The following is a 22,473-nucleotide window of genomic DNA, read 5'->3' on the forward strand; positions in this document are numbered from 1 at the left end:
TCGATCAGCGCAAGGTCTTGTGCACTGATGCACAAAGTCTCCCCGGGAGGTTCCTTTGCACCGCCGCCGTCGCACCGCGCTCACCGTCTCCGCCTCCGCCGCCCTGCTGGTCGGCACCCCGCTCCTGACCGCATGCGGCAGCCAGGCCCATCCGGGCGCCGCGGCCCTCGTCGGCGGCGACCGGATCGAGGTGTCCACCGTGCAGGGCCAGGTGGCGGCGGTGCGCGAGGCCCAGAGCCGGTCCCGGGACGTCGACCAGCTCATCGACAAGTCCGGCCAGCTCGGCCGGGCCAAGCTGCACGGTCTGATCTTCGACCGGGTCCTCGACCGGGCCGCGCGGGACGCGGGCGTGACCGTCGAGCGCAGCGAGGTCCAGGAGATGAGGAAGGCGGCGGTCGCCCAGTCCGGGGGAGAGGAGCGGCTGCGGGCGGCGATGCTCCAGCAGAGCTGGGTCGCGCCGGACCAGATCGACGCCGTCCTGCGGGAGCAGGTCCAGCTGTCGAAGCTGGCCGAGGCGCTCGGCGCCGACCTGCGACAGCCCGAGGGGCAGAAGATCGTCGGTGACGCCCTCAGCAAGGCGTCGAAGGCGCTGAAGGTCGATGTGAACCCGCGCTACGGCACCTGGAACGACCAGCAGACCCAGCTCGCCGACTACAAGGCTCCCTGGATCAGCCAGGTCACCAAGCCCGCTGGAGCGCTCCCGGAGTCCGGCGCGTAGGAGCGCGGCCGGTCGGCCGGGCGCGGACGGCGCGGAAGCGACGTGCACGGCGCGCCGGTACGCGAACGGTGTGCACGACGGTGCCGGGGCCGACCGCGGAAGGGGCCGGTCGAAGAGGGATCCGGCCGGAGAGGGAATCGACCCGGTGGTGGACTCGACCGGTGGCGGATTCGACCGGAGGTAGATTCGAACGGTGAACGCTGAAGCCCCCGGCCGCGCCGAAACCTCCGGCCGCGCCGAAGCCCCCGGCCGTATCGTCCTGCTCACCGCCAGCCACCGTGTGGCGCCCGGACTCCTGTCCTGGCCCGCCTGGCAGGCGTTGCGCGCCGCCGACCGGGTGCTCTGCGCCGAGCCGGACAACCCGCAGCTGCCGTACCTGCGCGAGGCGGACGTCACCGTCGAGCACACCGCGCCCACCGCGGACGAGCTCGTCGACGCCTGCGCGGGCGGTCGGACCGTCGTCGTCCTCACCGGCGGCGAGGGGAACCAGCCACTGACCGACGGGCTCGCACGGCTCGCCGGTTCGGGGCGGGTGAGCATGCCGGACCTGGAACTGCTGCCCGGCTCCTACGATCTGCCCGGCGCGCGGCTCCTCGACCTGGTCCAGATCATGGACCGGATCCGCAACGAATGCCCGTGGACGTCGCAGAAGACCCACAAGGGCCTCGCCAAGTACGCCATCGAGGAGGCGTACGAACTCGTCGAGGCGATCGAGGACGGCGACCGCGACGAACTGCGCGAGGAGCTGGGGGACGTACTCCTCCAGGTCGTCTTCCACGCCCGGATCGCCGAGGAGGGCGGCCCCGGGGAGGGGGAGGAGCCCTTCTCCGTCGACGACGTGGCCGCGACCATCGTCGAGAAGCTCATCCACCGCCACCCGCACGTCTTCGGTGACGAGACCGCCGAGACCCCCGAGGACGTGCACGCGCACTGGCTGCGGACCAAGGCCGTCGAGAAGCGGCGCGAGTCCGTCACCGACGGGGTGCCGCTCGGCCAGCCCGGGCTGGCGCTGGTGGCGAAGCTGGCCTCCCGGGTCCGTACCGCCGGCCTCGACGTGCCGCTGCCCACGGGCCGGGGCATCGGCTACGAACTCCTCGACCTCGCCGTACGCGCCGAGAAGGACGGCGTGGACCCCGAGGCGGCGCTGAGGGCCGCGGGCCGTGCCTACCGGGACGCCATCCGGGCGGCCGAGGGCAACGCCTGACCCGGCCGGCCGTCGGCAGGCGCCTTTGGGGCGCCGGGGTCGCCCCCGAAAGACGGGGATAACGTCAAAGGGTGAACCACAGCCCCGCCGACCGACCCGCCGACCAGACCGTGGGCCGCCCCGCCGACCACGTCACGGAGGACCCCGCCGACCGCCCTGCGGAGAATCCCGTCGACCACGTCGCGGCGACCCCCGCCACCTGCCCCGCGGGGGCTCCCGAACTCTTCACGTGGGAGTTCGCCACCGACCCGTACCCGGCCTACGCCTGGCTGCGCGAGCACAGCCCCGTGCACCGCACCTCGCTGCCCAGCGGCGTCGAGGCGTGGCTGGTGACCCGGTACGCGGACGCCCGGCAGGCACTCGCCGACGCGCGGCTCTCCAAGAACCCGGCGCACCACGCCGAGCCCGCGCACGCCAAGGGGAAGACCGGCATCCCCGGCGAGCGCAAGGCGGAGCTGATGACGCATCTGCTGAACATCGACCCGCCCGACCACACCCGGCTGCGCCGCCTGGTCTCCAAGGCGTTCACCCCGCGCCGGGTCGCCGCGTTCGCACCGCGCGTGCAGGAGCTGACGGACGGGCTCATCGACCGCTTCGCCGCCGAGGGCCGGGCGGACCTCATCCACGACTTCGCCTTCCCGCTCCCCATCTACGCGATCTGCGACCTGCTCGGCGTCCCGCGCGAGGACCAGGACGACTTCCGGGACTGGGCGGGCATGATGATCCGGCACGGCGGCGGTCCGCGCGGTGGCGTCGCCCGGTCGGTGAAGAAGATGCGCGGCTATCTCGCCGAACTCATCCACCGCAAGCGGGAGAATCCCGGGGACGACCTGATCTCCGGGCTGATCCGGGCCAGCGACCACGGCGAGCACCTCACCGAGAACGAGGCCGCGGCCATGGCCTTCATCCTGCTCTTCGCCGGTTTCGAGACGACCGTCAACCTGATCGGGAACGGGATGTACGCACTGCTGCGCAATCCCGCCCAGCGCGAACGGCTGCAACGCTCCCTGGACGCGGGGGAGAGCGGACTGCTGGAGACCGGGATCGAGGAACTGCTGCGGTACGACGGCCCGGTGGAACTGGCGACCTGGCGGTTCGCCACCGAGCCGCTGACGCTCGGCGGCCGGGACATCGCGGTCGGCGACCCCGTCCTGGTCGTGCTCGCCGCCGCCGACCGCGATCCGGCGCGCTTCGAGGACCCCGACACGCTCGACCTCGCCCGACGTGACAATCAGCACCTCGGGTACGGGCACGGCATCCACTACTGCCTCGGCGCGCCGCTCGCCCGACTGGAGGGACAGGCGGCGCTCGCCACGCTGCTCAGGCGCCTTCCCGACCTGCGGCTCGCGGTGGAACCCGCGGATCTGCGGTGGCGCGGCGGGCTCATCATGCGCGGACTGCGGACGCTTCCCGTGGAGTTCGGACCCCGGCCCGCACGACCCGTTTCTGACGTTACGTCACATCTGTGATGTGCGCGTGATCGGCGCTGCATCGACTTGTGACACGCGTTCGAGTCCGGTTAGGTTCACCGTTCGACCCCACCGGGTCGCTCGACAGAACTCGTCCGTCACACGGAAGGCAACCTCATGGGCTCCGCGAACGGCAGACACCGTCGCCCTCGTCAGGCACCCGCCATCGTCGTCGCGGCGGGCGTGACCGGATCCGCCATCGCCATCCCGCTGCTCGGCGCGGGCGCCGCACAGGCGGCCGACTCCGCGACCTGGGACCGGGTCGCGGAGTGCGAGAGCGGCGGCTCCTGGAGCGCCGATTTCGGCAACGGCTCCTACGGCGGCCTTCAGCTCACCCCGGAGACCTGGAAGGCGTACGGCGGTGAGGCGTACGCCCCGCGCGCCGACCTCGCCAGCCGCGCCCAGCAGATCGCGGTGGCCGAGAAGATCCTGGGCGACCGGGGTCCGCAGGCGTGGCCGAGCTGTGCGCCCCTTTCCGGCCTCGCGACGGGTGGGGGGCTGCCGGGGGTCGACCCGGGGGAGACCTCCTCCGGAAAGCCCGCGGGGGGCTCCGCGGTGCAGGAGGGTGCGAAGAAGACGGGCGGCGCCGGGGCGGAGAAGGGCGCGAAGCAGGCTGACAAGTCGTCGGAGTCCTCGTCCGGCGAGGACGTCACGCCTTCGGGCCGTGCCGGGAAGCCGGACGCCGGAACCGGGCTCGGATCCACGCCCTCGCCCACCGGGTCCGCCACTTCACCCGCAGATACGCACCGTTCACCCAAATCGGTGGATATGGGCGATTCGGATATCTCTGTCACTCCATCAGAGTCTCCCGGGGGCTCGGGAGAGTCCGGGGCGTCGGACGGCGCGGGCGGCAAGCATCGTGGCGCGCCGGCCGCCGAGGAGGGGCGGGGCGCCGACGGGGGTGCCGGTCGCGAGTCGGGCCGTCACGCCTCGCGCGACGGCGGCGGGCGCGACACGGCCCCCCCGGCCGCCGACGACGCGTACACCGTCCGTCCCGGTGACAATCTCTGGGCGATTGCCGACGAACAGAACGTCCCTGGTGGCTGGTCCGCACTCTATGAGGCCAACAAGGGGGTCGTGGGCTCCGATCCGGACCTCATTCTTCCTGGCCAGAGCCTTGAGGTCGACGCGGAGGCCCGTTGAGGCCGACCCCGGTGGCCGGCTGACGGGGCCTCAAGAGCCGGGACGCTTTTCGGGGACCCGTGTCCACTCGCGTGCGAGTGAGACATGGGTCTCTTTGCGTCAATTGGCGTGTTGCGGCTGGAGGTCCGGTCCGTATCGCGTCCCACCTGCGAAAACGACGGTTCCTCAGATGCAAGTAGGGGTTGATTGTCCGATGTGTCCATCTTTGAATGTGAGGCTTGTATGTGTTTACGGTCGTAACCGCTCGCACCGCGGGCCCCGTCGACCGTCACGCCGAATCCTGCCGTCGGTCGGAGGGAACAGACGCGTTCAAGCGCCGTAGGCAGGAGCGGGGGACCCAGGTAGGCGTCGGCCCCGATCGTCGCGAGACGCATCAGGACCGACTTGGGGTGAAGTCGCGTGCTAGGACGTGCGACCGGGCAACTCACTCGGCCCGAACCCGACAGCTCACCTCGTAGGCGTCGGTGAGGAGAGTTCCATGCTGTTTTCCGGCAAGGGCAAGCACCGCCGCCCGTCCAAGGCCGTCCGTGTCGCCACGCTCGCCGGAGTCGCCGGCTCCGCCGTCGCCGTCCCGCTGATGGGCGCGACCGGCGCTTCCGCCGCCTCCGTCGCCACCTGGGACGCCGTCGCCCAGTGCGAGTCCGGTGGCAACTGGTCCATCAACACCGGCAACGGCTACTACGGCGGCCTGCAGTTCTCGCAGTCCAGCTGGGCCGCCGCCGGCGGTCTGAAGTACGCGCCGCGCGCCGACCTGGCCACCAAGGCCCAGCAGATCGCCACCGCCGAGCGGCTCCTCGACATGCAGGGTCCGGGTGCCTGGGGCTGCGCCTCCGCCGGCAACCTGCGCAACGACAATGTCGACCCGGGCGTCGACACCTCCTCGAAGAGCTCCGGCACCGCCAAGAAGCAGAGCACCCAGGCGGCCCCCAAGCAGCAGGCCCAGCCGAAGGAGGTCGAGCGCGCCGAGGCCCCCGCCTCCCGCTCCGACCGTCCCGCCGCCCCGCGGGCCGAGTCGAAGAAGACCGTCACCACCCCGACTGGCAAGAAGGTCAAGAAGGGTGACGGCGAGTACAAGGTCGCCTCCGGCGACTCCCTCAGCAAGATCGCCGCCGCCCACGGCGTCGAGGGCGGCTGGCAGCGGCTGTTCGAGCTGAACAAGGACATCGTCGAGAACGCCGACCTGATCTACCCGGGCCAGCAGCTGCACCTGACGAAGTAGTCCGGTCCCTCTCCTCTCCGGATGCCCGGCCCGGCGCGCTCTCCTGCGCGCCGGGCCGGGGCGTCTGCTCGGAGCGCGCGCCGCGCGCCGACGCGGCACCGCGCGTCCCGCACCCGGGCGTGCGCCGCTCGTGTGCGGCGCAGTTCGTTCAACTGTTGTAGTTACTGATCCGTAATATTCTGGCCATTTGACCGGGATCGTGCACTCCCGGGTCCTTTTTCGTCCCAGGGGGCGGGCGGTCGTCGGGCTGAGCGGGCGGGGCCGGTTAGGCTCTTGTCGCAAGGCCAAAGTGACCCTGCAGAACCAGTGTCATATCCCAGAAGGAGATGCCTCGTGCCGTCCATCGACGTCGTCGTAGCCCGGGAAATCCTCGACTCCCGGGGGAACCCCACGGTCGAGGTCGAGGTCGGCCTCGACGACGGCAGCACGGGTCGTGCTGCCGTGCCGTCCGGCGCCTCCACCGGTGCCTTCGAGGCCATTGAGCTTCGCGACGGCGACCCCAACCGCTACCAGGGCAAGGGTGTCGAGAAGGCCGTGCTCGCCGTCATCGAGCAGATCGGCCCGGAGCTCGTCGGCTACGACGCGACCGAGCAGCGGCTGATCGACCAGGCGATGTTCGACCTGGACGCCACCGAGAACAAGGGCTCGCTCGGCGCCAACGCCATCCTCGGTGTCTCGCTGGCCGTCGCGCACGCCGCCTCCGAGGCGTCGGACCTGCCGCTGTTCCGCTACCTCGGTGGTCCGAACGCGCACCTGCTGCCCGTCCCGATGATGAACATCCTCAACGGTGGGTCGCACGCCGACTCCAACGTGGACATCCAGGAGTTCATGATCGCCCCGATCGGCGCCGAGTCCTTCTCCGAGGCCCTGCGCTGGGGCGCCGAGGTCTACCACACGCTGAAGAAGGTCCTGAAGGGCAAGGGTCTGTCGACCGGCCTCGGCGACGAGGGCGGCTTCGCGCCGAACCTGGAGTCGAACCGCGCCGCCCTCGACCTCATCATCGAGGCCGTCAAGGAAGCCGGCTACGTCCCGGGCAAGGACATCGCGCTCGCGCTCGACGTCGCCGCGTCCGAGTTCTACAAGGACGGCGCGTACGAGTTCGAGGGCAAGTCCCGCTCGGCCGCCGAGATGACCGAGTACTACGAGGAGCTCGTCTCCGCGTACCCGCTGGTCTCCATCGAGGACCCGCTGTACGAGGACGACTGGGCCGGCTGGAAGATCATCACCGACAAGCTCGGCAGCAAGGTGCAGATCGTCGGTGACGACCTGTTCGTCACCAACCCGGAGCGCCTGGCCCGCGGCATCGAGGAGGGCAGCGCCAACGCCCTGCTCGTCAAGGTCAACCAGATCGGTTCGCTGACCGAGACCCTGGACGCGGTCGAGCTCGCCCAGCGCAACGGCTTCAAGTGCATGATGTCGCACCGTTCCGGCGAGACCGAGGACGTCACCATCGCCGACCTCGCCGTCGCGGTGAACTGCGGCCAGATCAAGACCGGCGCCCCGGCCCGCTCGGACCGCGTCGCCAAGTACAACCAGCTGCTGCGCATCGAGGAGATCCTCGACGACGCCGCGGTGTACGCCGGCCGCTCGGCGTTCCCCCGTTTCAAGGGCTGAGCCCCGAGGACGTTCCGGGCGCCGACACCCCGCGGACCGGGCCTTCGGGCCCCCACGGCCGGCCCCGGCCCGCAGGGGCCCTAAGACCCCGGCCTCCGTCCGTCCCCGCACGCGGTCCCGTACCGTGTGCGGGGACGGACGTGTGTGAAGGGGAGGCGGAGACATGGCCGCGAAGGACCGGGACCGGTTCTCCACCGCGACCCGGCTGCGACTGCTGGGCGAGCAGACCGCGGCCCGTGTCTACCGGTCGCAGACCCGTCGCCAGGACCGCCGCTCCCGGCTCACCGGCCGGGCCGCCTTCCTGGCCCTCGTCGTCTGCTCCCTCGTGGTCGCGCTCGCGTACCCGATACGGCAGTACGTGTCGCAGCGGGACGAGATCGCCGACCAGGAGCGGCTGGCGCGGGAGGCCCGGGCCCGTACCGAGGAGCTGCGCGACGAGAAGGCGCGGCTCCACGACGACGCGTACGTCAGGCAGCTGGCCCGCAAGCATCTGCACTATCTTCTTCCCGGGGAGACGGGCTACACGGTGATCGACCCGGACGCGGTCAAGGAACGCGACGGCGAGACGGACGGGTCCGGCCGACCGTGGCACGCGAACCTCTGGGACGGGGTCGACAGCGCCGATCGCGGCTGACCGCGTCCATCCGCCCGTGCCCCGGAAGGCCGACCTTCCGGCCCCGCAGAAGCCCGGACCCCCGGACTTCCGGGCCCTCGGACCTTCGTCCCTCAGGCCCCCGGATCCCCGGATCCCCGGCACCCTCCGAACCGTCAGAACCCCAGAACCTAGGCAGGCATGGAAACCCCTCCTCCGCAGACCGAGCCCACCGAGCCCACCGAGGCGGACATCGCCGCGTTCCGGCAGCAGCTGGGCCGCCCGCCGCGCGGACTGCGCACGATCGCGCACCGCTGCCCGTGCGGCAACCCGGACGTGGTCGAGACGCAGCCCCGGCTGGAGGACGGCACGCCGTTCCCGACGACGTACTACCTGACGTGTCCGCGCGCCGCGTCCGCGATCGGCACGCTGGAGGCGAACGGGGTCATGAAGGAGATGACCGAGCGCCTCGGCACCGACCCCGAGCTGGCCGCCGCCTACCGGGCCGCGCACGAGGACTACATCGCCCGGCGCGACGCCATCGAGGTGCTGGAGGGCTTCCCCAGCGCGGGCGGCATGCCGGACCGGGTGAAGTGCCTGCACGTGCTGGTCGCGCACTCGCTGGCGGCGGGCCCCGGTGTGAACCCGCTGGGTGACGAGGCGATCGCGATGCTGCCGGAGTGGTGGCGCAAGGGGCCGTGCGTGACGCCCTGCGCCCCTGACGACGAGGGCTGACCGTTCCCACGGGGGCTCCGCCCCCGACCCGCGCCCCTCGGCCGCCGCCGGGGCCGGCACGAGGGCCGTGCCCCGGGCCACCCGACAACTTACGGAGCACCCCATGACCCGCGTGGCCGCGATCGACTGCGGTACCAACTCCATCCGTCTGCTCGTCGCCGACGCCGACCCGTCCACCGGCGAGTTCGTCGAGCTCGACCGCCGGATGGAGATCGTCCGCCTCGGCCAGGGCGTCGACCGCACCGGCCGGCTCGCCCCGAAGGCGCTGGAGCGGACGTTCGACGCCTGCCGCCGGTACGCGGAGGTGATCGAGAAGCACGGGGCGCGGCGGATCCATTTCGTCGCCACCTCCGCCTCCCGGGACGCGGAGAACCGCGACGAGTTCGTCCGCGGCGTGCTGGACATCCTGGGTGTCGAGCCCGAGGTGATCAGCGGTGACCAGGAGGCGGAGTTCTCCTTCACCGGCGCCACCAAGGAGCTCGTGGGCCGCGACCACCTCCCCAAGCCGTACCTCGTCGTGGACATCGGCGGCGGTTCCACCGAGTTCGTCGTGGGCGACGACCACGTGCGGGCGGCGCGCTCGGTCGACATGGGCTGTGTCCGCATGACCGAGCGCCACCTCGTGCACGACGGCGTCGTGACCGACCCGCCGACCCCCGGCCAGATCGCCGCGATCAGCGCCGATGTCGAGGCGGCCCTGGACCTCGCCGAGGAGACCGTCCCGCTCACCGGGGCCGCCACCCTCGTCGGCCTGGCCGGGACGGTCACCACGGTCGCCGCGATCGCCCTCGGACTCGACACGTACGACTCCGAGGCGATCCACCACTCCCGGATCTCCCTGGAACAGGTCGAGGCGATCACCGCGCGCCTCGCCGCCTCCACGCACGCCGAGCGCGCGGCGATCGGCGCCATGCACCCGGGGCGGGTCGACGTGATCACCTCCGGGGCGCTGATCCTGCTCGCCGTGATGCGGCGGGCCGGGGTGCGCGAGGTGGTCGTCAGCGAGCACGACATCCTCGACGGGATCGCGTGGTACGCGGCAGGAGACGACTGACCGTCGCCGACGAGCGGCGACGAGCGGCGACGACGGTGCCGGGGCGGGGCGTCACAGGTCACGGCGGACGTCCCGCCGGCCGCGTTCCCGCCCGCACTTCTGAGCTGCCGTTTCTGAGCTGCCGTGGGGTGTTCGGGGAGGGCTCGGAGGGGCATCCCCCGACAAAGTTCGTGAACTTCTTCACAAGTAATTGGCCCTCGTGAAGGGCGGTTCTCGTCCGTGCGGGCGCCCGGAGCCGTTCGGAGCGTCGTTCCGCGCCGGTTCGGGACTGTTCCGGTTGTGTTTCCGTGGAGTGGACCAGGGCGGTGGTCCACCGCCTTTTCGGGCACAAGAGCCAGCTCACAGGCGGTGTACAACGTCCGTGCGTGCCCTCTGGTTCCCTGACGGGATCATGACCTCGGTCACGTGGGCGGGGCAGTGTAGCAGAGGGTGGAGACAACCTTGTGAAGGGGCTCACGAGGGGGTCCGCGGAGGGGGGTGGATACTCGATGGCATGAGCACCACGGAGCGTCCCAGGATCCTCGTAGTAGGCGGTGGGTACGTAGGCCTGTACGCAGCTCGACGCATTCTGAAGAAGATGCGCTACGGAGAGGCGACCGTCACGGTCGTCGACCCGCGCTCGTACATGACGTACCAGCCCTTCCTCCCCGAAACCGCCGCCGGCAACATCTCGCCCCGGCACGTCGTCGTCCCGCTGCGGCGCGTCCTGCCGAAGGCCGAGGTCCTCACCGGCCGGGTCACGACCATCGACCAGGACCGCAAGGTCGCCACGGTCGCGCCGCTCGTCGGCGAGTCCTACGAGCTGCCCTTCGACTACCTGGTCATCGCGCTGGGCGCGGTCTCCCGCACCTTCCCGATCCCCGGCCTCGCCGAGCAGGGCATCGGCATGAAGGGCGTCGAGGAGGCCATCGGCCTGCGCAACCACGTCCTGGAGCAGCTCGACAAGGCCGACTCGACGACCGATGAGGAGGTCCGCCGCAAGGCGCTCACCTTCGTCTTCGTGGGCGGCGGTTTCGCCGGTGCGGAGACCATCGGCGAGGTCGAGGACATGGCTCGCGACGCGGCGAAGTACTACACGAACGTGAAGCGCGAGGACATGCGCTTCATCCTCGTCGACGCCGCCGACAAGATCCTTCCCGAGGTCGGCCCGAAGCTGGGCACCTGGGGGCGCGAGCACCTGGAGTCCCGCGGCATCGAGGTCTTCCTCGGAACCTCCATGGACTCCTGCGTCGACGGCCACGTGGTGCTGAAGAACGGCCTGGAGGTCGACGCCGGCACCCTCGTGTGGACCGCCGGTGTGAAGCCGAACCCGGCGCTGGCCCGGTTCGGTCTGCCGCTCGGCCCGCGCGGTCACGTGGACACCTCCGAGAAGCTCCAGGTGCAGGGCACCGACTACATCTGGGCCGCGGGCGACAACGCCCAGGTCCCGGACATGGTCGGCCGCCGGGCCGGCAACCCGAACGCCTGGTGCCCGCCGAACGCCCAGCACGCGCTGCGTCAGGCCAAGGTCCTCGGCGACAACGTCATCTCCGGGATGCGCGGCTTCCCGCAGAAGGAGTACAGCCACGCCAACAAGGGTGCCGTCGCCGGTCTGGGGCTGCACAAGGGCGTCGCGATGATCAACCTGGGCAAGATGAAGATCAAGCTCAGGGGCCGTCTCGCCTGGTACATGCACCGTGCCTACCACGGCATGGCGGTGCCGACCTGGAACCGCAAGATCCGTGTCTTCGCCGACTGGACCCTCGCCATGTTCCTGAAGCGCGAGGTCGTCTCGCTCGGCGCGATCGAGTCGCCGCGCGAGGAGTTCTACGAGGCCGCCAAGCCGGCCCCGGCCCCGGCAGTCGCCAAGCCCGAGGGCGAGAAGGCCAAGGCCTCCTGACGTCCCGTCGCGGGCCCACCCGCCCGCACGGCACGCCGTAGTACGCGCACGACGCCCGAAGGGGCCGCCCGCCATCCGTGGTGCGGGCGGCCCCTTCGGCGTGCCCGGGGGCGGAAGGCTCTCCACGCGCTCCGCGGCGGGCGGCGCGGACTCGTGCCGGCCGTCGGGCGGGGCGGCGCGCCACCGAATGTGTGTGACGTGCAGGTATTTTGCCGTTCCATTGCGCTGTAGCGGGATGGGGCGCGTTCGGCGGACTGTTGAGGGTGATGCACCTCGCCGCGGCGCCGTGTGCGCCCGGCGTGGTTCCAGACGTGTCCGACCTCTTTCGGGCATGTTTGGGCATGTTTGGGCGTATTGGGAACACCATCAACGGAGGTGTGCACCATGGCTGACGCCGCGTTGCGGCTGACCGCTCTCGTCGAGGAGTTTCTGGGGGAGAGGCTGCCGGTCCGGATCCGGGCCTGGGACGGCAGCGAGTCCGGACCGCCCGGCGCCCCCGTCCTTGCCGTCCGCAACCGGCGCGCACTGCGCAGGCTGCTCTGGAAGCCGGGCGAACTGGGCCTGGCCCGCGCCTGGGTGGCGGGCGACATCGACATCGAGGGCGATCTGTACGAGGCCCTGGACCGGCTGGCCTCGCTGATCTGGGAGCGGGACGCGGCGGCCGAGGACGCCGTCCACCCGGTCCGCGACCCGAGGGTGAGGGCCTTCGCGAAGGGGCTGCTGCGCCTCGCCGGCCCCGGACTCCCGCCGACGCCGCCGCCCGAGGAGGTGCGCAGCCGCTTCGGCACCCTGCACACCAGGCGCCGCGACAAGGCGGCCATCAGCCACCACTACGACGTCGGCAACGACTTCTACGAACTGTTCCTCGGCCCGTCCATGGTCTACTCCTGCGGCTACTGGGAGGACGGTGGGACCCTGGAGGAGGCCCAGCGCGACAAGCTCGACCTGGTGTGCCGCAAGCTCGCGCTGAAGGAGGGCGACCGCCTCCTCGACATCGGCTGCGGCTGGGGCTCGATGGCCGTCCACGCGGCCCGTGAGTACGGTGCCCGGGTCACGGGGGTGACGCTCTCCGCCGAACAGGCCGCGTACGCCAGGAAGCGCGTCGCGGACGAGGGCCTGGCCGACCGGGTCGAGATCCGGGTCCAGGACTACCGGGACGTCCGGGACGGCCCGTACGACGCCGTCTCGTCCATCGGCATGGCGGAACACGTCGGCGCGGTCCGCTTCCGCGACTACGCCGACGACGTCCACGCACTCCTCAGGCCCGGCGGCCGGCTGCTCAACCACCAGATCGCCCGCCGCCCCGAGAAGGACGAGTCCGCGTACCACGTGGACGAGTTCATCGACGCGTACGTCTTCCCGGACGGCGAACTGGCCCCGGTGGGACGGACCATGGCCATCCTCGAAGAGGCCGGCTTCGAGGCCCGGGACGTCGAGTCGATCCGCGAGCACTACGCGCTGACGCTGCGCGGCTGGGTCACCAATCTGGAGAAGCACTGGGACCGCGCGGTCCGGCTGACCTCGGCCGGGCGGGCGAGGGTCTGGCGCCTCTACATGGCCGCCTCGGCGCTCTCCTTCGAGCACAACAGGATCGGCGTCAACCAGATCCTCGCGGTGCGCCCGGCGGAGGGAGGGGCCTCCCGGATGCCGCTGCGGGCCCGTCGGTGGACGGAGACGGCCACCGCCTGACCGGGACCGCAGGACAGGAAAGGACGGCCCGGGACGCACCGAGGTGCCGACCGGGACGCGCGAAGGACCTGACCGGAACGCGACCGAGGGCCGGTACCCCCAGCCCTGTGCTGCGGGTACCGGCCCTCGGCCGTCGAACCTCTCGACGGGGAGCCGTCCGGCCGTGAACCGTTCGGCTCCGGACTACTCCGTCTTGATCGCCGTCAGCATGTTCAGCTTCGCGGCGCTGCGGGCCGGCCAGAGCGAGGCCAGCACTCCCACGAGGCCGGCGAGGACCAGGAAGATGCCGATCCGGTCCCACGGGACGACCAGGGCGTAGCCCGGGACGGAGGACTTCAGGGTCTGCCCGATCGCCCAGCCGAGGAACGTACCGAGCGCGACACCGATCACCGCTCCGAAGAGCGAGATGACCACGGCCTCCAGCCGGATCATGCGCTTCACCCGGCGCCGGTCCAGGCCGATCGCGCGCAGCATCCCGATCTCCTGCTGGCGCTCGAAGACCGACATGGCCAGTGTGTTGACGACGCCGAGCACCGCGATGATCAGGGCCATCGCCAGCAGGCCGTACATGATGTTCAGGGCGGTGTTCACGAAGCCGCCGAACATGTCCCGGATGCCCTGACGGTCGATGATGCTCATCGCCGGGTTGTCACCGAGCGCCTTGATCACGGCCTTCTCGTTGGCGGCGGACTCGCCGCCGTCCATCTTCAGCCAGACCTCGCGGATGTAGGGGTGGTCGGCGTGCCGGTTCAGGATGTCCTTCGACATCAGGACCGGGGAGAGGAACTCGTTGCCCTCGTAGACCGCCCCGATCTTCAGCTTCTCCTTCTTGTCGTCCTCGTACACGACCGGGATCGTGTCCCCGGTCTTCCAGCCGTTCGACTTGGCGATCTTTTCGGTGACGGCGATCTCGCCGTCGCGCAGCGAGTCGATCGAGCCGGAGACCGTCTTGATGGCGAAGAGCTCGGACACGTCGTCGGGGGCGACCCCGGAAGCCGGCAGATGCTCGTTGCCGAACTCCGGCCAGGCGTACTGGTGGGGCGTGATGGCCTTGACGCCGTCCGCCTTCTCCAGGGCGGCGAGCGCCGACGGGTCGAGCGTGTCCCCGTTCGCCATCGAGACCATGTAGTCGGCCTTGATGTTGTCCGTCGTCATCCGGTCGACCGCCTGGCCGAGGGTGACGCCGAGGACCGAGATGCCGGTGACCAGGGTGAGTCCGATCGCCAGGGCGGAGGCGGTGGCGCCGGTGCGCCGCGGGTTGCGGACCGCGTTCTGTGCGGCCAGCTTGCCGGAGACCCCGAACAGCTTCTTCAGCAGCGGGCGGACCAGCGCGACGACCGGCCGCGACAGCAGCGGGATCAGCACGATGACACCGATCAGCGCGAAGAACGCGCCGGCCCCGATGGCCGTCCGGCCGTCCGAGCCCATGGCCGCGCCGGCCACGATGCACGCGCCGCCGAGCGCGGTGAGGACACCGCCGATCGAGTTGCGCAGCACCAGGGACTTGACCGTCGCGGTCGCGTGCACGCTGTTCATCGCCGCCACCGGCGGGATCTTCGCGGCCCGGCGGGCGGGCAGCCAGGCGGCCAGCACGGTGATCAGCACGCCGACCGCCAGCGCCGCGACGACCGCGGTGGGCGAGACGACGAGCGGTCCGGCCGGGATCTTCCCGCCCGTCAGGCTCATCGCGGAGCGCAGGCCGACGGCGAGTCCGAGGCCGAGCACGAAGCCGATGACCGACGCGAGCGCGCCGACCACGGCGGCCTCCAGCAGCACCGAGCGCTTGACCTGGCGGCGGGAGGCGCCGACGGCGCGCATCAGGGCCAGTTCCTTGGTGCGCTGGGCGACCAGCATGGTGAAGGTGTTGGCGATCAGGAAGATCCCGACGAAGAGCGCGATCGCGGCGAAGGCGAGCAGCATCGTGTTGAGGCTGCTCAGGCCGGTCTCGATGTTCTTGGCCTGCTCGTCGGCGAGCTCCTGGCCGGTCCGGGCGTCTGCGTCCTCGGGCAGCAGCGGCTTCACCTCGGCCAGCAGCTTGTCGGCGGAGGCGCCGGACGCGGCGGAGATGTCGACGTTCATGAACTCGCCGGGCCGCAGGTACAGCTTCTGGGCGACCGGGGTCTCGAAGAGGACCAGGCTGCCGCCCGCGTTGACGGCGCCGTCCTCGGTGGTGAAGACACCGGAGAGGGTGTACTCCTTCACCGGACCGTTGGTGGCGACCCGGACCCGGTCGCCGACCTTGTACTCGCCCTTCTTCGCGGTCTGCTCGTCGAGCGCGATCCGGTCGGCCGCGTCCGGGCCCTTGCCGTCGACGAAGGTGTACGCGGCGTCCTTGCCGTCCTTGCCGGGGAAGAAGTTGGCGCCGGTGTTGGACCAGCCGTTGCCGATCAGCTTGCCGTCGGGGTCGGCGACCCCGGCGAAGCCGTTGACGCGGCCGGTGGCGGTGTCGACGCCGTCCAGGCCCTGGATCTTCGCCAGGCCGGCGGTGGTGACGCCGCCGGGCGCCTTCGGGTCGCGCTGGTCGGCCCGGGTGGTGACGGCGACGGCGATGTCGTCGTAGCTCTTCGCCGACTGGTTGCGGAAGGCGTTGCCGAGGGTGTCGGTGAAGACCAGGGTGCCGGATACGAAGGCCACGCCGAGCATCACGGCGAGGACGGTCATCAGCAGCCTGGCCTTGTGCGCGAGCACATTGCGCAGGGCGGTACGGAACATGTCTGTCAGTCCTGGGAAAGGGAGGGGGTCCGGCAAAGAGCGCGTGCGCGGGCAGGCCCCGGGCGCGCGGAAGGAAGGGATCCGGCCGCGCGGCGGGGGCGGGCTCCGGGCTGGTGCGGGAGGTGCGGGACTCGGGCGTGCGGGAGGGCGGGGCTCAGCTGGTGCGGCCCTTGCCGTCGAACGCCTTCATCCGGTCGAGGACCCCGTCCGCGGTGGGGTGCATCATCTGGTCGACGATCCGGCCGTCCGCGAGGAAGATCACCCGGTCCGCGTAGGAGGCCGCCGCCGGGTCGTGGGTCACCATCACCACGGTCTGCTCCATCTCGCGCACCGAGTTGCGCAGGAAGCCGAGGACCTCGGCGCCGGAACGGGAGTCCAGGTTCCCGGTCGGCTCGTCACCGAAGATGATCTCCGGCTTGGACGCCAGGGCGCGGGCCACCGCCACGCGCTGCTGCTGACCGCCGGAGAGCTGGGTCGGCCGGTGGGACAGCCGCTCGGAGAGCCCGACCATGTCGATGACCCGGCGCATCCACGCCTCGTCGGGCTTGCGGCCCGCGATGTCCATGGGGAGCGTGATGTTCTCCAGCGCCGTCAGGGTCGGCAGCAGGTTGAACGCCTGGAAGATGAAGCCGATCTTGTCCCGTCGGAGCTGGGTGAGCTGCTTGTCCTTGAGGGACCCCAGCTCCGTGTCCCCGATGCGCACCGAGCCGCTGCTGAAGCTGTCGAGACCGGCCACGCAGTGCATCAGCGTGGACTTGCCGGAACCGGACGGGCCCATGATCGCGGTGAACTCGCCGCGCGGGAAGTCGACGGAGACCCGGTCCAGGGCGGTGACCCTGGTCTCGCCCTCGCCGTAGACCTTCGACAGATCCGTGGCGCGGGCAGCCACCGTGGTGACGCGGTGTGCGGTGGAAGTGGTGGTCACGGGAATCTCCTGATCCGGGGCTCCGGACGAGGGTTTCGTCCGGGGTCGTGTACCTGAGGTGCGTTCGAGGTGTCCGATCGTTTTCGGACCTCTTCATCCTCACCGCCGCCTCGCCACGTTTCGTCAGTCCCCGTGCCCGTTCCCGAGGTCGTCTTGAGTCGCATCGGCGGAGCGCGATGTCCTCCTCCGGTATGACATCGACCCCGAGACGGCCCGCCGGGCCGGGTGGCGCGCGGGCGTCAACCCGCCGCCCCGGGAGCACCGTGTTCCGTGTCGTGGACGCGGGGGCCGGGCGCCGGTACGGGCGCGGCGGAGGTCCTCTTACGGGGGACGCCGAGGGGCCGGAGGCTGACGCCCTTGCCGGGCCGGGATTCGCCCGCCGCGGCCCCGTGCGTCGCCGCGCGACGCACGGCACGGGACCCCGCCCACCCGTCCGCCCCGACCCGCGCGCAGCGCCCGTCCGGCCGGTGCGGTGGCGCGGCCGTGGCGGCCACTGGCGCGCACCTGGGGAAAGCGCCCGTCCGGGTGCGGCGACTTTACGTCAATCCGGATTGCCGTCCGCCGTACCCACTACCCCGCCCAGGCATGTGACGATGCATGCCCGGAAGTGCTGACGCACCCTCAAACGGTCAATAAAATAAGACAACATCGCGCCACTCGTCCGCTGATCGGAGGAAGCCCCCGGATAGGGTCATGTGCCAACGCGGAGCCGCGCGCCAGGCCCGGATGGTGGAATGCAGACACGGCGAGCTTAAACCTCGCTGCCCCTCGGGGGCGTACCGGTTCGAGTCCGGTTCCGGGCACCACTTCGCGCTTGGCGGCCGAGGGTCGGATCGCCCGGTGACATGTCTCCCACGGCCTCGGCCTCCGCTCCCTGTCGCACTGCCGCCGTCACCGCCTCGGATCGCTGTTTCCGGTCTCCCCTCGTCCGTCCTGCGCCGCCCCGAGCACGAGGGCGGACGTAGCCCTGCTCCTCGCCCAGTTCGCCGACGGCGGTTGGAGGGCGCGGCAGCGTGTGTGCGGCGCGATGGCCGAACCGCGCCGTGGCCACATTGTAGTGAATTGCAAATTTATGCAATTCACTACATGCTGTCTTTGTTGTATCCGCAAGTGTTCGCGGCGCGTGGTCGCGCGGATGCGACGCGACCCGTGAGCGCGGCGAAGCCGAGCGACGCCCCGGGCCACGCACCGACGGACGCCCCGGGACACGGGGGGCGGGGACGCCGACATCCGACAGCAGGCCGACGGCCGACAGTTTTCGACAGGGGGTTCGCGGACGTGCCGGTTCCGCTGTACCAGGCGAAAGCCGAGTTCTTCCGGATGCCGGGTCACCCGGCACGCATCAGGGCGCTCGAAAAGCCGCAGCGCGGCCCGACGCCGGTGCGCGCTCCGCTCGTGGCGACCGCGGTGGACCCCGCGGCGCCGTCGCGGCGGCCGGCGGTCCCGCGCCGCTCCGGGACCGTGACGTCCACGCGGGAGGGCTCGACCGCGGTGCACGCACCCGCGGGCGGGGGCGTCGCGGAGCCGATGCGGGCCGCGCGGCGGATCCCGGCCGAGGCGCCGGCCGGGCGCGGCGAACCGCCGGCCGAACCACGGGAAGCCGAGGTCGCCGCGTCGTGAGCACGGTCAGCACGGTTCTCGAACGATCACTGGGCCGGGTACGCGCGCTGCTGCCCGTCCGCGCCGACCTCGTGGCCATGCGCCGCAACCCGCGCCGCGATCTGCTCGCCGGTCTCACGGTCGCCATCGTGGCGCTGCCGCTCGCGCTCGGCTTCGGGGTCTCCTCCGGGCTCGGCGCCGAGGCGGGGCTCGCCACCGCGGTGGTGGCCGGGGCCCTGGCCGCGCTGTTCGGCGGTTCGAACCTCCAGGTGTCCGGGCCGACCGGGGCCATGACCGTCGTCCTCGTCCCGATCGTCGCCCAGTACGGGCCCGGCGGCGTGCTGACCGTGGGGCTGCTGGCCGGGGTGCTCCTGATGGCCCTGGCCCTGCTCAGGGCCGGTCAGTACATGCGGTACGTCCCGGCGCCGGTGGTCGAGGGATTCACCCTGGGCATCGCCTGCGTCATCGGGCTCCAGCAGGTGCCCGCCGCGCTCGGCGTGGCCAAGCCCGAGGGCGAGAAGGTCCTGGTGGTGGCCTGGCGGGCGGTCGAGGAGTTCGTGAGGGCGCCGAACTGGACCGCCGTCGCCCTCTCCGTCGGCGTGGCGGCCGTGATGCTGCTGGGCGCGCGCCTGCGGCCCGCCGTCCCGTTCTCCGTCGTCGCGGTGATCGCCGCGACGCTGACCGCCCAGCTGCTCGACCTGGACGGGGCGACACCGATCGGTGACCTGCCGTCCGGGCTGCCCGCCCCCTCCCTGGACTTCCTGGACGTGTCGGCGCTCGGTTCGCTGCTCGCGCCCGCCGTGGCCGTGGCCGCCCTCGCGGCACTGGAGTCGCTGCTGTCGGCCACGGTCGCGGACGGCATGACCGTGGGCCAGCGGCACGACCCGGACCGGGAACTCTTCGGGCAGGGCGTCGCGAACCTGGCGGCCCCGCTGTTCGGCGGTGTCCCGGCGACGGCCGCCATCGCCCGTACCGCGGTCAACGTCCGTACGGGAGCCGGCTCCCGGCTCGCCGCCCTCACCCACGCCGCCGTCCTGGCCGTCATCGTGTTCGCGGCGGCACCACTCGTCTCGAAGATCCCGCTGGCCGCGCTGGCGGGCGTGCTGCTGGCCACCGCGATCCGCATGGTCGAGGTCGGCTCGCTGCGCGCGATGGCCCGCGCCACCCGTTCCGACGCCGTGGTCCTCTGCCTGACGGCCGCCGCCACGCTCGTCCTGGACCTCGTCTACGCGGTGATCATCGGCCTGGTGGTGGCCGGTGCGCTGGCGCTGCGGGCGGTGGCCCGCCAGACGCGGATGGACCAGGTCGACTTCCGCCCCGACCTGCCGGGCGAGCACAGCGACGAGGAACACGAGCTGCTGGCCGAGCACATCGTCGCCTACCGGATGGACGGGCCCCTGTTCTTCGCCGGCGCCCACCGCTTCCTCCTCGAACTCTCCGAGGTCGCCGACGTCCGCGTCGTCATCCTGCGCATGTCGCGGATCACCACCATGGACGCCACCGGCGCACTGGTTCTCAAGGACGCCGTGGAGAAGCTGAACCGGCGCGGCATCACCGTGCTGGCCTCCGGGATACGACCGGGCCAGCGGCGCGCGCTCGACGCCGTCGGCGCCCTCGACCTGCTCCGGCCCGACGGCCGGGACCACGCCACCACCCCCGAGGCCATCGTGGCGGCCCGCGCCCGGCTCCAGCACGCCGGTCTCGTACCGGCCCGGCCCGCCGCCGCTGCCACCGCCCCGGCCCCCGCCGCGGTCCCCGAGGAAGCCCCATGACGGCCCGGCCCGAGGCCCTGCCCCTGCGCCACGTCCTGACCCTGCCCACCATGGGCGCCGCCGTACGGATGGCCCGCGAGACGACCGAGCAGGTGCTGGCCGAGTGGGGCGTCGGGCCGCGCCACCCCGGCGTCGACCCGGTGCTGCTGATCCTCAGCGAACTGGTCACCAACAGCGTCCGGCACGCCGCCGTGCTCTCCCCGACGGTGACGGTGTACTACGCGGCCGGAACGGACACGTTCGCCTTCGGTGTGCACGACCGCCACCCGTACCGGCCCGCGCTGCACGGACCGGCCGTCGGAACGGTCGGCGGGCTGGCCATGGTCAGCGAGCTCACCCGGGGCCTGTCGGGCACCGCGGTCGTTCGCGAGGACCCGGACGGCCAGGGCAAATGTGTCTGGGTCACCGTGCCCCTGCGGGGCGTGGGAGCCCCGTGATGCCGCTCCCCGCGGTGGCCCGTCAGAATGTTCCGGGTCTCCGGGCTTCCGGGCCGCCGGTTCGGGCGGCTCCGGTTCCGTTTTCGGGCCTCCGGTTTCGGGTTTCGATAATTGACGAGGTCAGCGCGTCCAGGCGGACGCGCGAGGATGACCCCATGGCGAAGAGTTGTGAGTGGACGCGATGCAGGGCACACACATGGCCGCGGTGGGTCGGCCGGACGGCCGGGGCCGAGGGCACGAGGCCGGTTCGATGAGCGCGCCGTTGTACCAACTGAAGGCCGAGTTCTTCAAGACGCTCGGGCACCCCGTGCGCATCAGGGTGCTCGAACTGCTCAGTGAACGGGAGCACGCGGTGTCCGAGATGCTGGCCGGGATCGGCGTCGAGCCCGCCCATCTCTCGCAGCAGCTGGCCGTGTTGCGGCGGGCCAATCTCGTCGTCGCGCGCCGGGAGGGTTCGGGCGTCTACTACTCCCTGGCCAACCCCCAGGTGGCGGAGCTCCTGCGGGTCGCGCGCACCATCCTGTCCGGGGTCCTGGCCGGCCAGGCCGAACTGCTTGCCGACCTGCGCGCCACCGAGCCGGACAGGCCACAGGACTGAACGGGTGCCGACGGCCTTGGAAACGGTACGCAAAAGAGCTGCGCGTCGTCCTTCGGTTCGGTAAAGATCCTCCTCAGGCACTAGTCTGAATCCTTTGCCTACCCATTACTCTTGTGGGAAGGCCACGCAGGGTGGCCATGGAGGAGTGAGATGAGGAGCAGCAACCCGGTCTTCTCGCGACGGGGCTTCAGCCGCGACAACGGACACGCGGGCTTCAACGCGGCGCCGCAGGCCGGGGCCCCCGTCACGGGTGCCAACCCGTACGCCCAGGGCACCGCCGCCAACCCGTACGCCACCAACCCCTACGCCCAGGCGGATGCCCAGTACGGCGCCCCGCAGGCGCCCGCGCGATCCGGTGCGATGACGATCGACGACGTCGTCACGCGCACGGCGATCACGCTGGGCACCGTGGTGCTCGGCGCCGTTCTCGCCTGGGCCCTGCTGCCGGTCGATCCGGCCAACCTCGGCAAGTCGTACGGAATCGCGATCGGCGCCGCCCTGGTGGCGTTCGTCCTCTCGCTCGTCCAGTCCTTCAAGAGCAAGCCGGTCCCGGCGCTGATCGTGGCGTACGCGGGCTTCGAGGGCGTCTTCCTCGGAGTGATCTCCAGCGCGGTCAGCACGTACATCGGCCCCGGCGTCGTGATGCAGGCGGTGCTGGGCACCATGTGCGTCTTCGCCGGTGTGCTCCTGGCGTACAAGATGCGCTGGATCCGTGTCACCCGCCGCTTCTACGGCTTCGTCATGGCCGCGGCCATGGGCTTCATGCTGCTGATGATGGTCAACCTGCTGTTCGCCGTCTTCGGCGGCGGTGACGGTCTCGGCTTCCGCTCCGGTGGCCTCGGCATCCTGTTCGGCGTCATCGGGGTCGTCCTCGGTGCGTGCTTCCTGGCCCTGGACTTCAAGCAGGTCGAGGACGGCATCGCCTACGGCGCGCCCCGCGAGGAGTCCTGGCTGGCGGCCTTCGGTCTCACCATGACCCTGGTGTGGATCTACCTGGAGCTGCTGCGTCTGCTCTCGATCCTCAGCGGCGACGACTGACGCACGGAGACCCACCGACCCCGTGACGGGTACGGGAACGGCCCGCAGGCACCGCGCCTGCGGGCCGTTCCCGTAC

The 22,473-nt window shown here is 71.4% G+C and carries 18 protein-coding genes, 1 tRNA gene and 1 riboswitch; of the genes, 17 read left to right on the forward strand and 2 right to left on the reverse strand.

Translation table 11 applies throughout. From position 1 onward, the window contains the following. Positions 1–55: 55 nt before the first annotated feature. The 11 genes from AMK22_RS29750 (at position 56) to AMK22_RS29800 (ending at position 13,316) form a co-directional block, all read left to right on the forward strand. Positions 56–718, forward strand: a complete 663-nt coding sequence (locus AMK22_RS29750; RefSeq protein WP_073790087.1) for a SurA N-terminal domain-containing protein — start codon at positions 56–58, stop codon at positions 716–718. 193 nt (positions 719–911) lie between these two features. Continuing rightward, a complete protein-coding gene (locus tag AMK22_RS29755) occupies positions 912–1,922 on the forward strand; it encodes a nucleoside triphosphate pyrophosphohydrolase (protein ID WP_073790088.1) in 1,011 nt (336 codons plus the stop codon). 110 nt (positions 1,923–2,032) lie between these two features. Continuing rightward, on the forward strand, positions 2,033–3,391 hold the full coding sequence (locus AMK22_RS29760) for a cytochrome P450 family protein (RefSeq protein WP_443333325.1): 1,359 nt from the start codon (positions 2,033–2,035) through the stop codon (positions 3,389–3,391). A 117-nt stretch (positions 3,392–3,508) separates the two neighbouring features. Next, on the forward strand, positions 3,509–4,534 hold the full coding sequence (locus tag AMK22_RS29765; RefSeq protein ID WP_073790090.1) for a LysM peptidoglycan-binding domain-containing protein: 1,026 nt from the start codon (positions 3,509–3,511) through the stop codon (positions 4,532–4,534). A 304-nt stretch (positions 4,535–4,838) separates the two neighbouring features. Next, a riboswitch (cyclic di-AMP (ydaO/yuaA leader) is annotated at positions 4,839–5,010 on the forward strand. A gap of 2 nt (positions 5,011–5,012) precedes the next feature. Further along, entirely contained in the window at positions 5,013–5,753 is a 741-nt protein-coding gene (locus tag AMK22_RS29770) for a LysM peptidoglycan-binding domain-containing protein (protein ID WP_073790091.1), read from the forward strand. Between the two features lie 333 nt (positions 5,754–6,086). Beyond that, positions 6,087–7,367, forward strand: a complete 1,281-nt coding sequence (gene eno, locus AMK22_RS29775; protein WP_073790092.1) for a phosphopyruvate hydratase — start codon at positions 6,087–6,089, stop codon at positions 7,365–7,367. Between the two features lie 163 nt (positions 7,368–7,530). Continuing rightward, a complete protein-coding gene (locus AMK22_RS29780) occupies positions 7,531–8,001 on the forward strand; it encodes an FtsB family cell division protein (protein WP_073790093.1) in 471 nt (156 codons plus the stop codon). Positions 8,002–8,160: 159 nt separating this feature from the next. Further along, on the forward strand, positions 8,161–8,694 hold the full coding sequence (locus AMK22_RS29785) for a DUF501 domain-containing protein (RefSeq protein WP_073790094.1): 534 nt from the start codon (positions 8,161–8,163) through the stop codon (positions 8,692–8,694). Between the two features lie 103 nt (positions 8,695–8,797). After that, positions 8,798–9,748 (forward strand): Ppx/GppA phosphatase family protein, encoded by a 951-nt coding sequence (locus tag AMK22_RS29790; protein WP_073790095.1) that lies wholly within the window; start codon positions 8,798–8,800, stop codon positions 9,746–9,748. 493 nt (positions 9,749–10,241) lie between these two features. Continuing rightward, positions 10,242–11,627, forward strand: a complete 1,386-nt coding sequence (locus AMK22_RS29795) for an NAD(P)/FAD-dependent oxidoreductase (protein ID WP_073790096.1) — start codon at positions 10,242–10,244, stop codon at positions 11,625–11,627. 384 nt (positions 11,628–12,011) lie between these two features. Continuing rightward, positions 12,012–13,316 carry an SAM-dependent methyltransferase gene (locus AMK22_RS29800; RefSeq protein ID WP_073790097.1) on the forward strand — a complete coding sequence of 435 codons (1,305 nt, stop codon included), beginning with the start codon at positions 12,012–12,014 and terminating at the stop codon, positions 13,314–13,316. A gap of 183 nt (positions 13,317–13,499) precedes the next feature. On the opposite strand, the gene AMK22_RS29805 is transcribed toward AMK22_RS29800, so the two are convergent. Together AMK22_RS29805 and AMK22_RS29810 are read right to left on the reverse strand one after the other, a co-directional pair. After that, positions 13,500–16,028, reverse strand: a complete 2,529-nt coding sequence (locus AMK22_RS29805) for an ABC transporter permease (RefSeq protein ID WP_073790098.1) — start codon at positions 16,026–16,028, stop codon at positions 13,500–13,502. A gap of 154 nt (positions 16,029–16,182) precedes the next feature. Further along, on the reverse strand, positions 16,183–16,953 hold the full coding sequence (locus AMK22_RS29810) for an ABC transporter ATP-binding protein (RefSeq protein ID WP_073790099.1): 771 nt from the start codon (positions 16,951–16,953) through the stop codon (positions 16,183–16,185). Positions 16,954–17,673: 720 nt separating this feature from the next. Between AMK22_RS29810 and AMK22_RS29815 the strand changes: the two genes are divergently transcribed. The 6 genes from AMK22_RS29815 to AMK22_RS29840 all read left to right on the forward strand — a co-directional run bounded on the left by AMK22_RS29815 (position 17,674) and on the right by AMK22_RS29840 (position 22,397). Then, positions 17,674–17,759 (forward strand) — tRNA-Leu (locus AMK22_RS29815). 472 nt (positions 17,760–18,231) lie between these two features. Next, entirely contained in the window at positions 18,232–18,573 is a 342-nt protein-coding gene (locus AMK22_RS29820) for a transcriptional regulator (protein WP_073790101.1), read from the forward strand. A gap of 77 nt (positions 18,574–18,650) precedes the next feature. Continuing rightward, the gene (locus AMK22_RS29825) at positions 18,651–20,324 is read left to right on the forward strand and encodes a SulP family inorganic anion transporter (protein ID WP_079186464.1); all 1,674 of its coding nucleotides are present in this window, start codon (positions 18,651–18,653) and stop codon (positions 20,322–20,324) included. Further along, positions 20,321–20,761 (forward strand): ATP-binding protein, encoded by a 441-nt coding sequence (locus AMK22_RS29830; RefSeq protein WP_073790104.1) that lies wholly within the window; start codon positions 20,321–20,323, stop codon positions 20,759–20,761. Before AMK22_RS29825 ends, AMK22_RS29830 begins: the two co-directional genes overlap by 4 nt. 250 nt (positions 20,762–21,011) lie before the next feature. Further along, positions 21,012–21,359, forward strand: coding sequence for an ArsR/SmtB family transcription factor (locus AMK22_RS29835; protein ID WP_073790138.1), 348 nt, complete (start codon positions 21,012–21,014; stop codon positions 21,357–21,359). A gap of 150 nt (positions 21,360–21,509) precedes the next feature. Then, positions 21,510–22,397 carry a Bax inhibitor-1/YccA family protein gene (locus AMK22_RS29840; RefSeq protein ID WP_073790107.1) on the forward strand — a complete coding sequence of 296 codons (888 nt, stop codon included), beginning with the start codon at positions 21,510–21,512 and terminating at the stop codon, positions 22,395–22,397. The last annotated feature ends 76 nt before the right edge of the window (positions 22,398–22,473 follow it).

The organism is Streptomyces sp. CB01580 (assembly GCF_001905795.1).
Lineage (GTDB): Bacteria > Actinomycetota > Actinomycetes > Streptomycetales > Streptomycetaceae > Streptomyces.

What these genes read in the sequence shown, in the direction of transcription:
- AMK22_RS29780 (WP_073790093.1), top strand. Translation starts at nt 7,531, where the DNA reads ATGGCCGCGAAGGACCGGGACCGGTTCTCCACCGCGACCCGGCTGCGA.
- AMK22_RS29790 (WP_073790095.1), top strand. Translation starts at nt 8,798, where the DNA reads ATGACCCGCGTGGCCGCGATCGACTGCGGTACCAACTCCATCCGTCTG.
- AMK22_RS29765 (WP_073790090.1), top strand. Translation starts at nt 3,509, where the DNA reads ATGGGCTCCGCGAACGGCAGACACCGTCGCCCTCGTCAGGCACCCGCC.
- AMK22_RS29805 (WP_073790098.1), bottom strand. Translation starts at nt 16,028, where the DNA reads ATGTTCCGTACCGCCCTGCGCAATGTGCTCGCGCACAAGGCCAGGCTG.
- AMK22_RS29795 (WP_073790096.1), top strand. Translation starts at nt 10,242, where the DNA reads ATGAGCACCACGGAGCGTCCCAGGATCCTCGTAGTAGGCGGTGGGTAC.
- AMK22_RS29825 (WP_079186464.1), top strand. Translation starts at nt 18,651, where the DNA reads ATGCGCCGCAACCCGCGCCGCGATCTGCTCGCCGGTCTCACGGTCGCC.
- AMK22_RS29835 (WP_073790138.1), top strand. Translation starts at nt 21,012, where the DNA reads ATGAGCGCGCCGTTGTACCAACTGAAGGCCGAGTTCTTCAAGACGCTC.
- AMK22_RS29830 (WP_073790104.1), top strand. Translation starts at nt 20,321, where the DNA reads ATGACGGCCCGGCCCGAGGCCCTGCCCCTGCGCCACGTCCTGACCCTG.
- AMK22_RS29770 (WP_073790091.1), top strand. Translation starts at nt 5,013, where the DNA reads ATGCTGTTTTCCGGCAAGGGCAAGCACCGCCGCCCGTCCAAGGCCGTC.
- AMK22_RS29785 (WP_073790094.1), top strand. Translation starts at nt 8,161, where the DNA reads ATGGAAACCCCTCCTCCGCAGACCGAGCCCACCGAGCCCACCGAGGCG.
- AMK22_RS29800 (WP_073790097.1), top strand. Translation starts at nt 12,012, where the DNA reads ATGGCTGACGCCGCGTTGCGGCTGACCGCTCTCGTCGAGGAGTTTCTG.
- AMK22_RS29840 (WP_073790107.1), top strand. Translation starts at nt 21,510, where the DNA reads ATGAGGAGCAGCAACCCGGTCTTCTCGCGACGGGGCTTCAGCCGCGAC.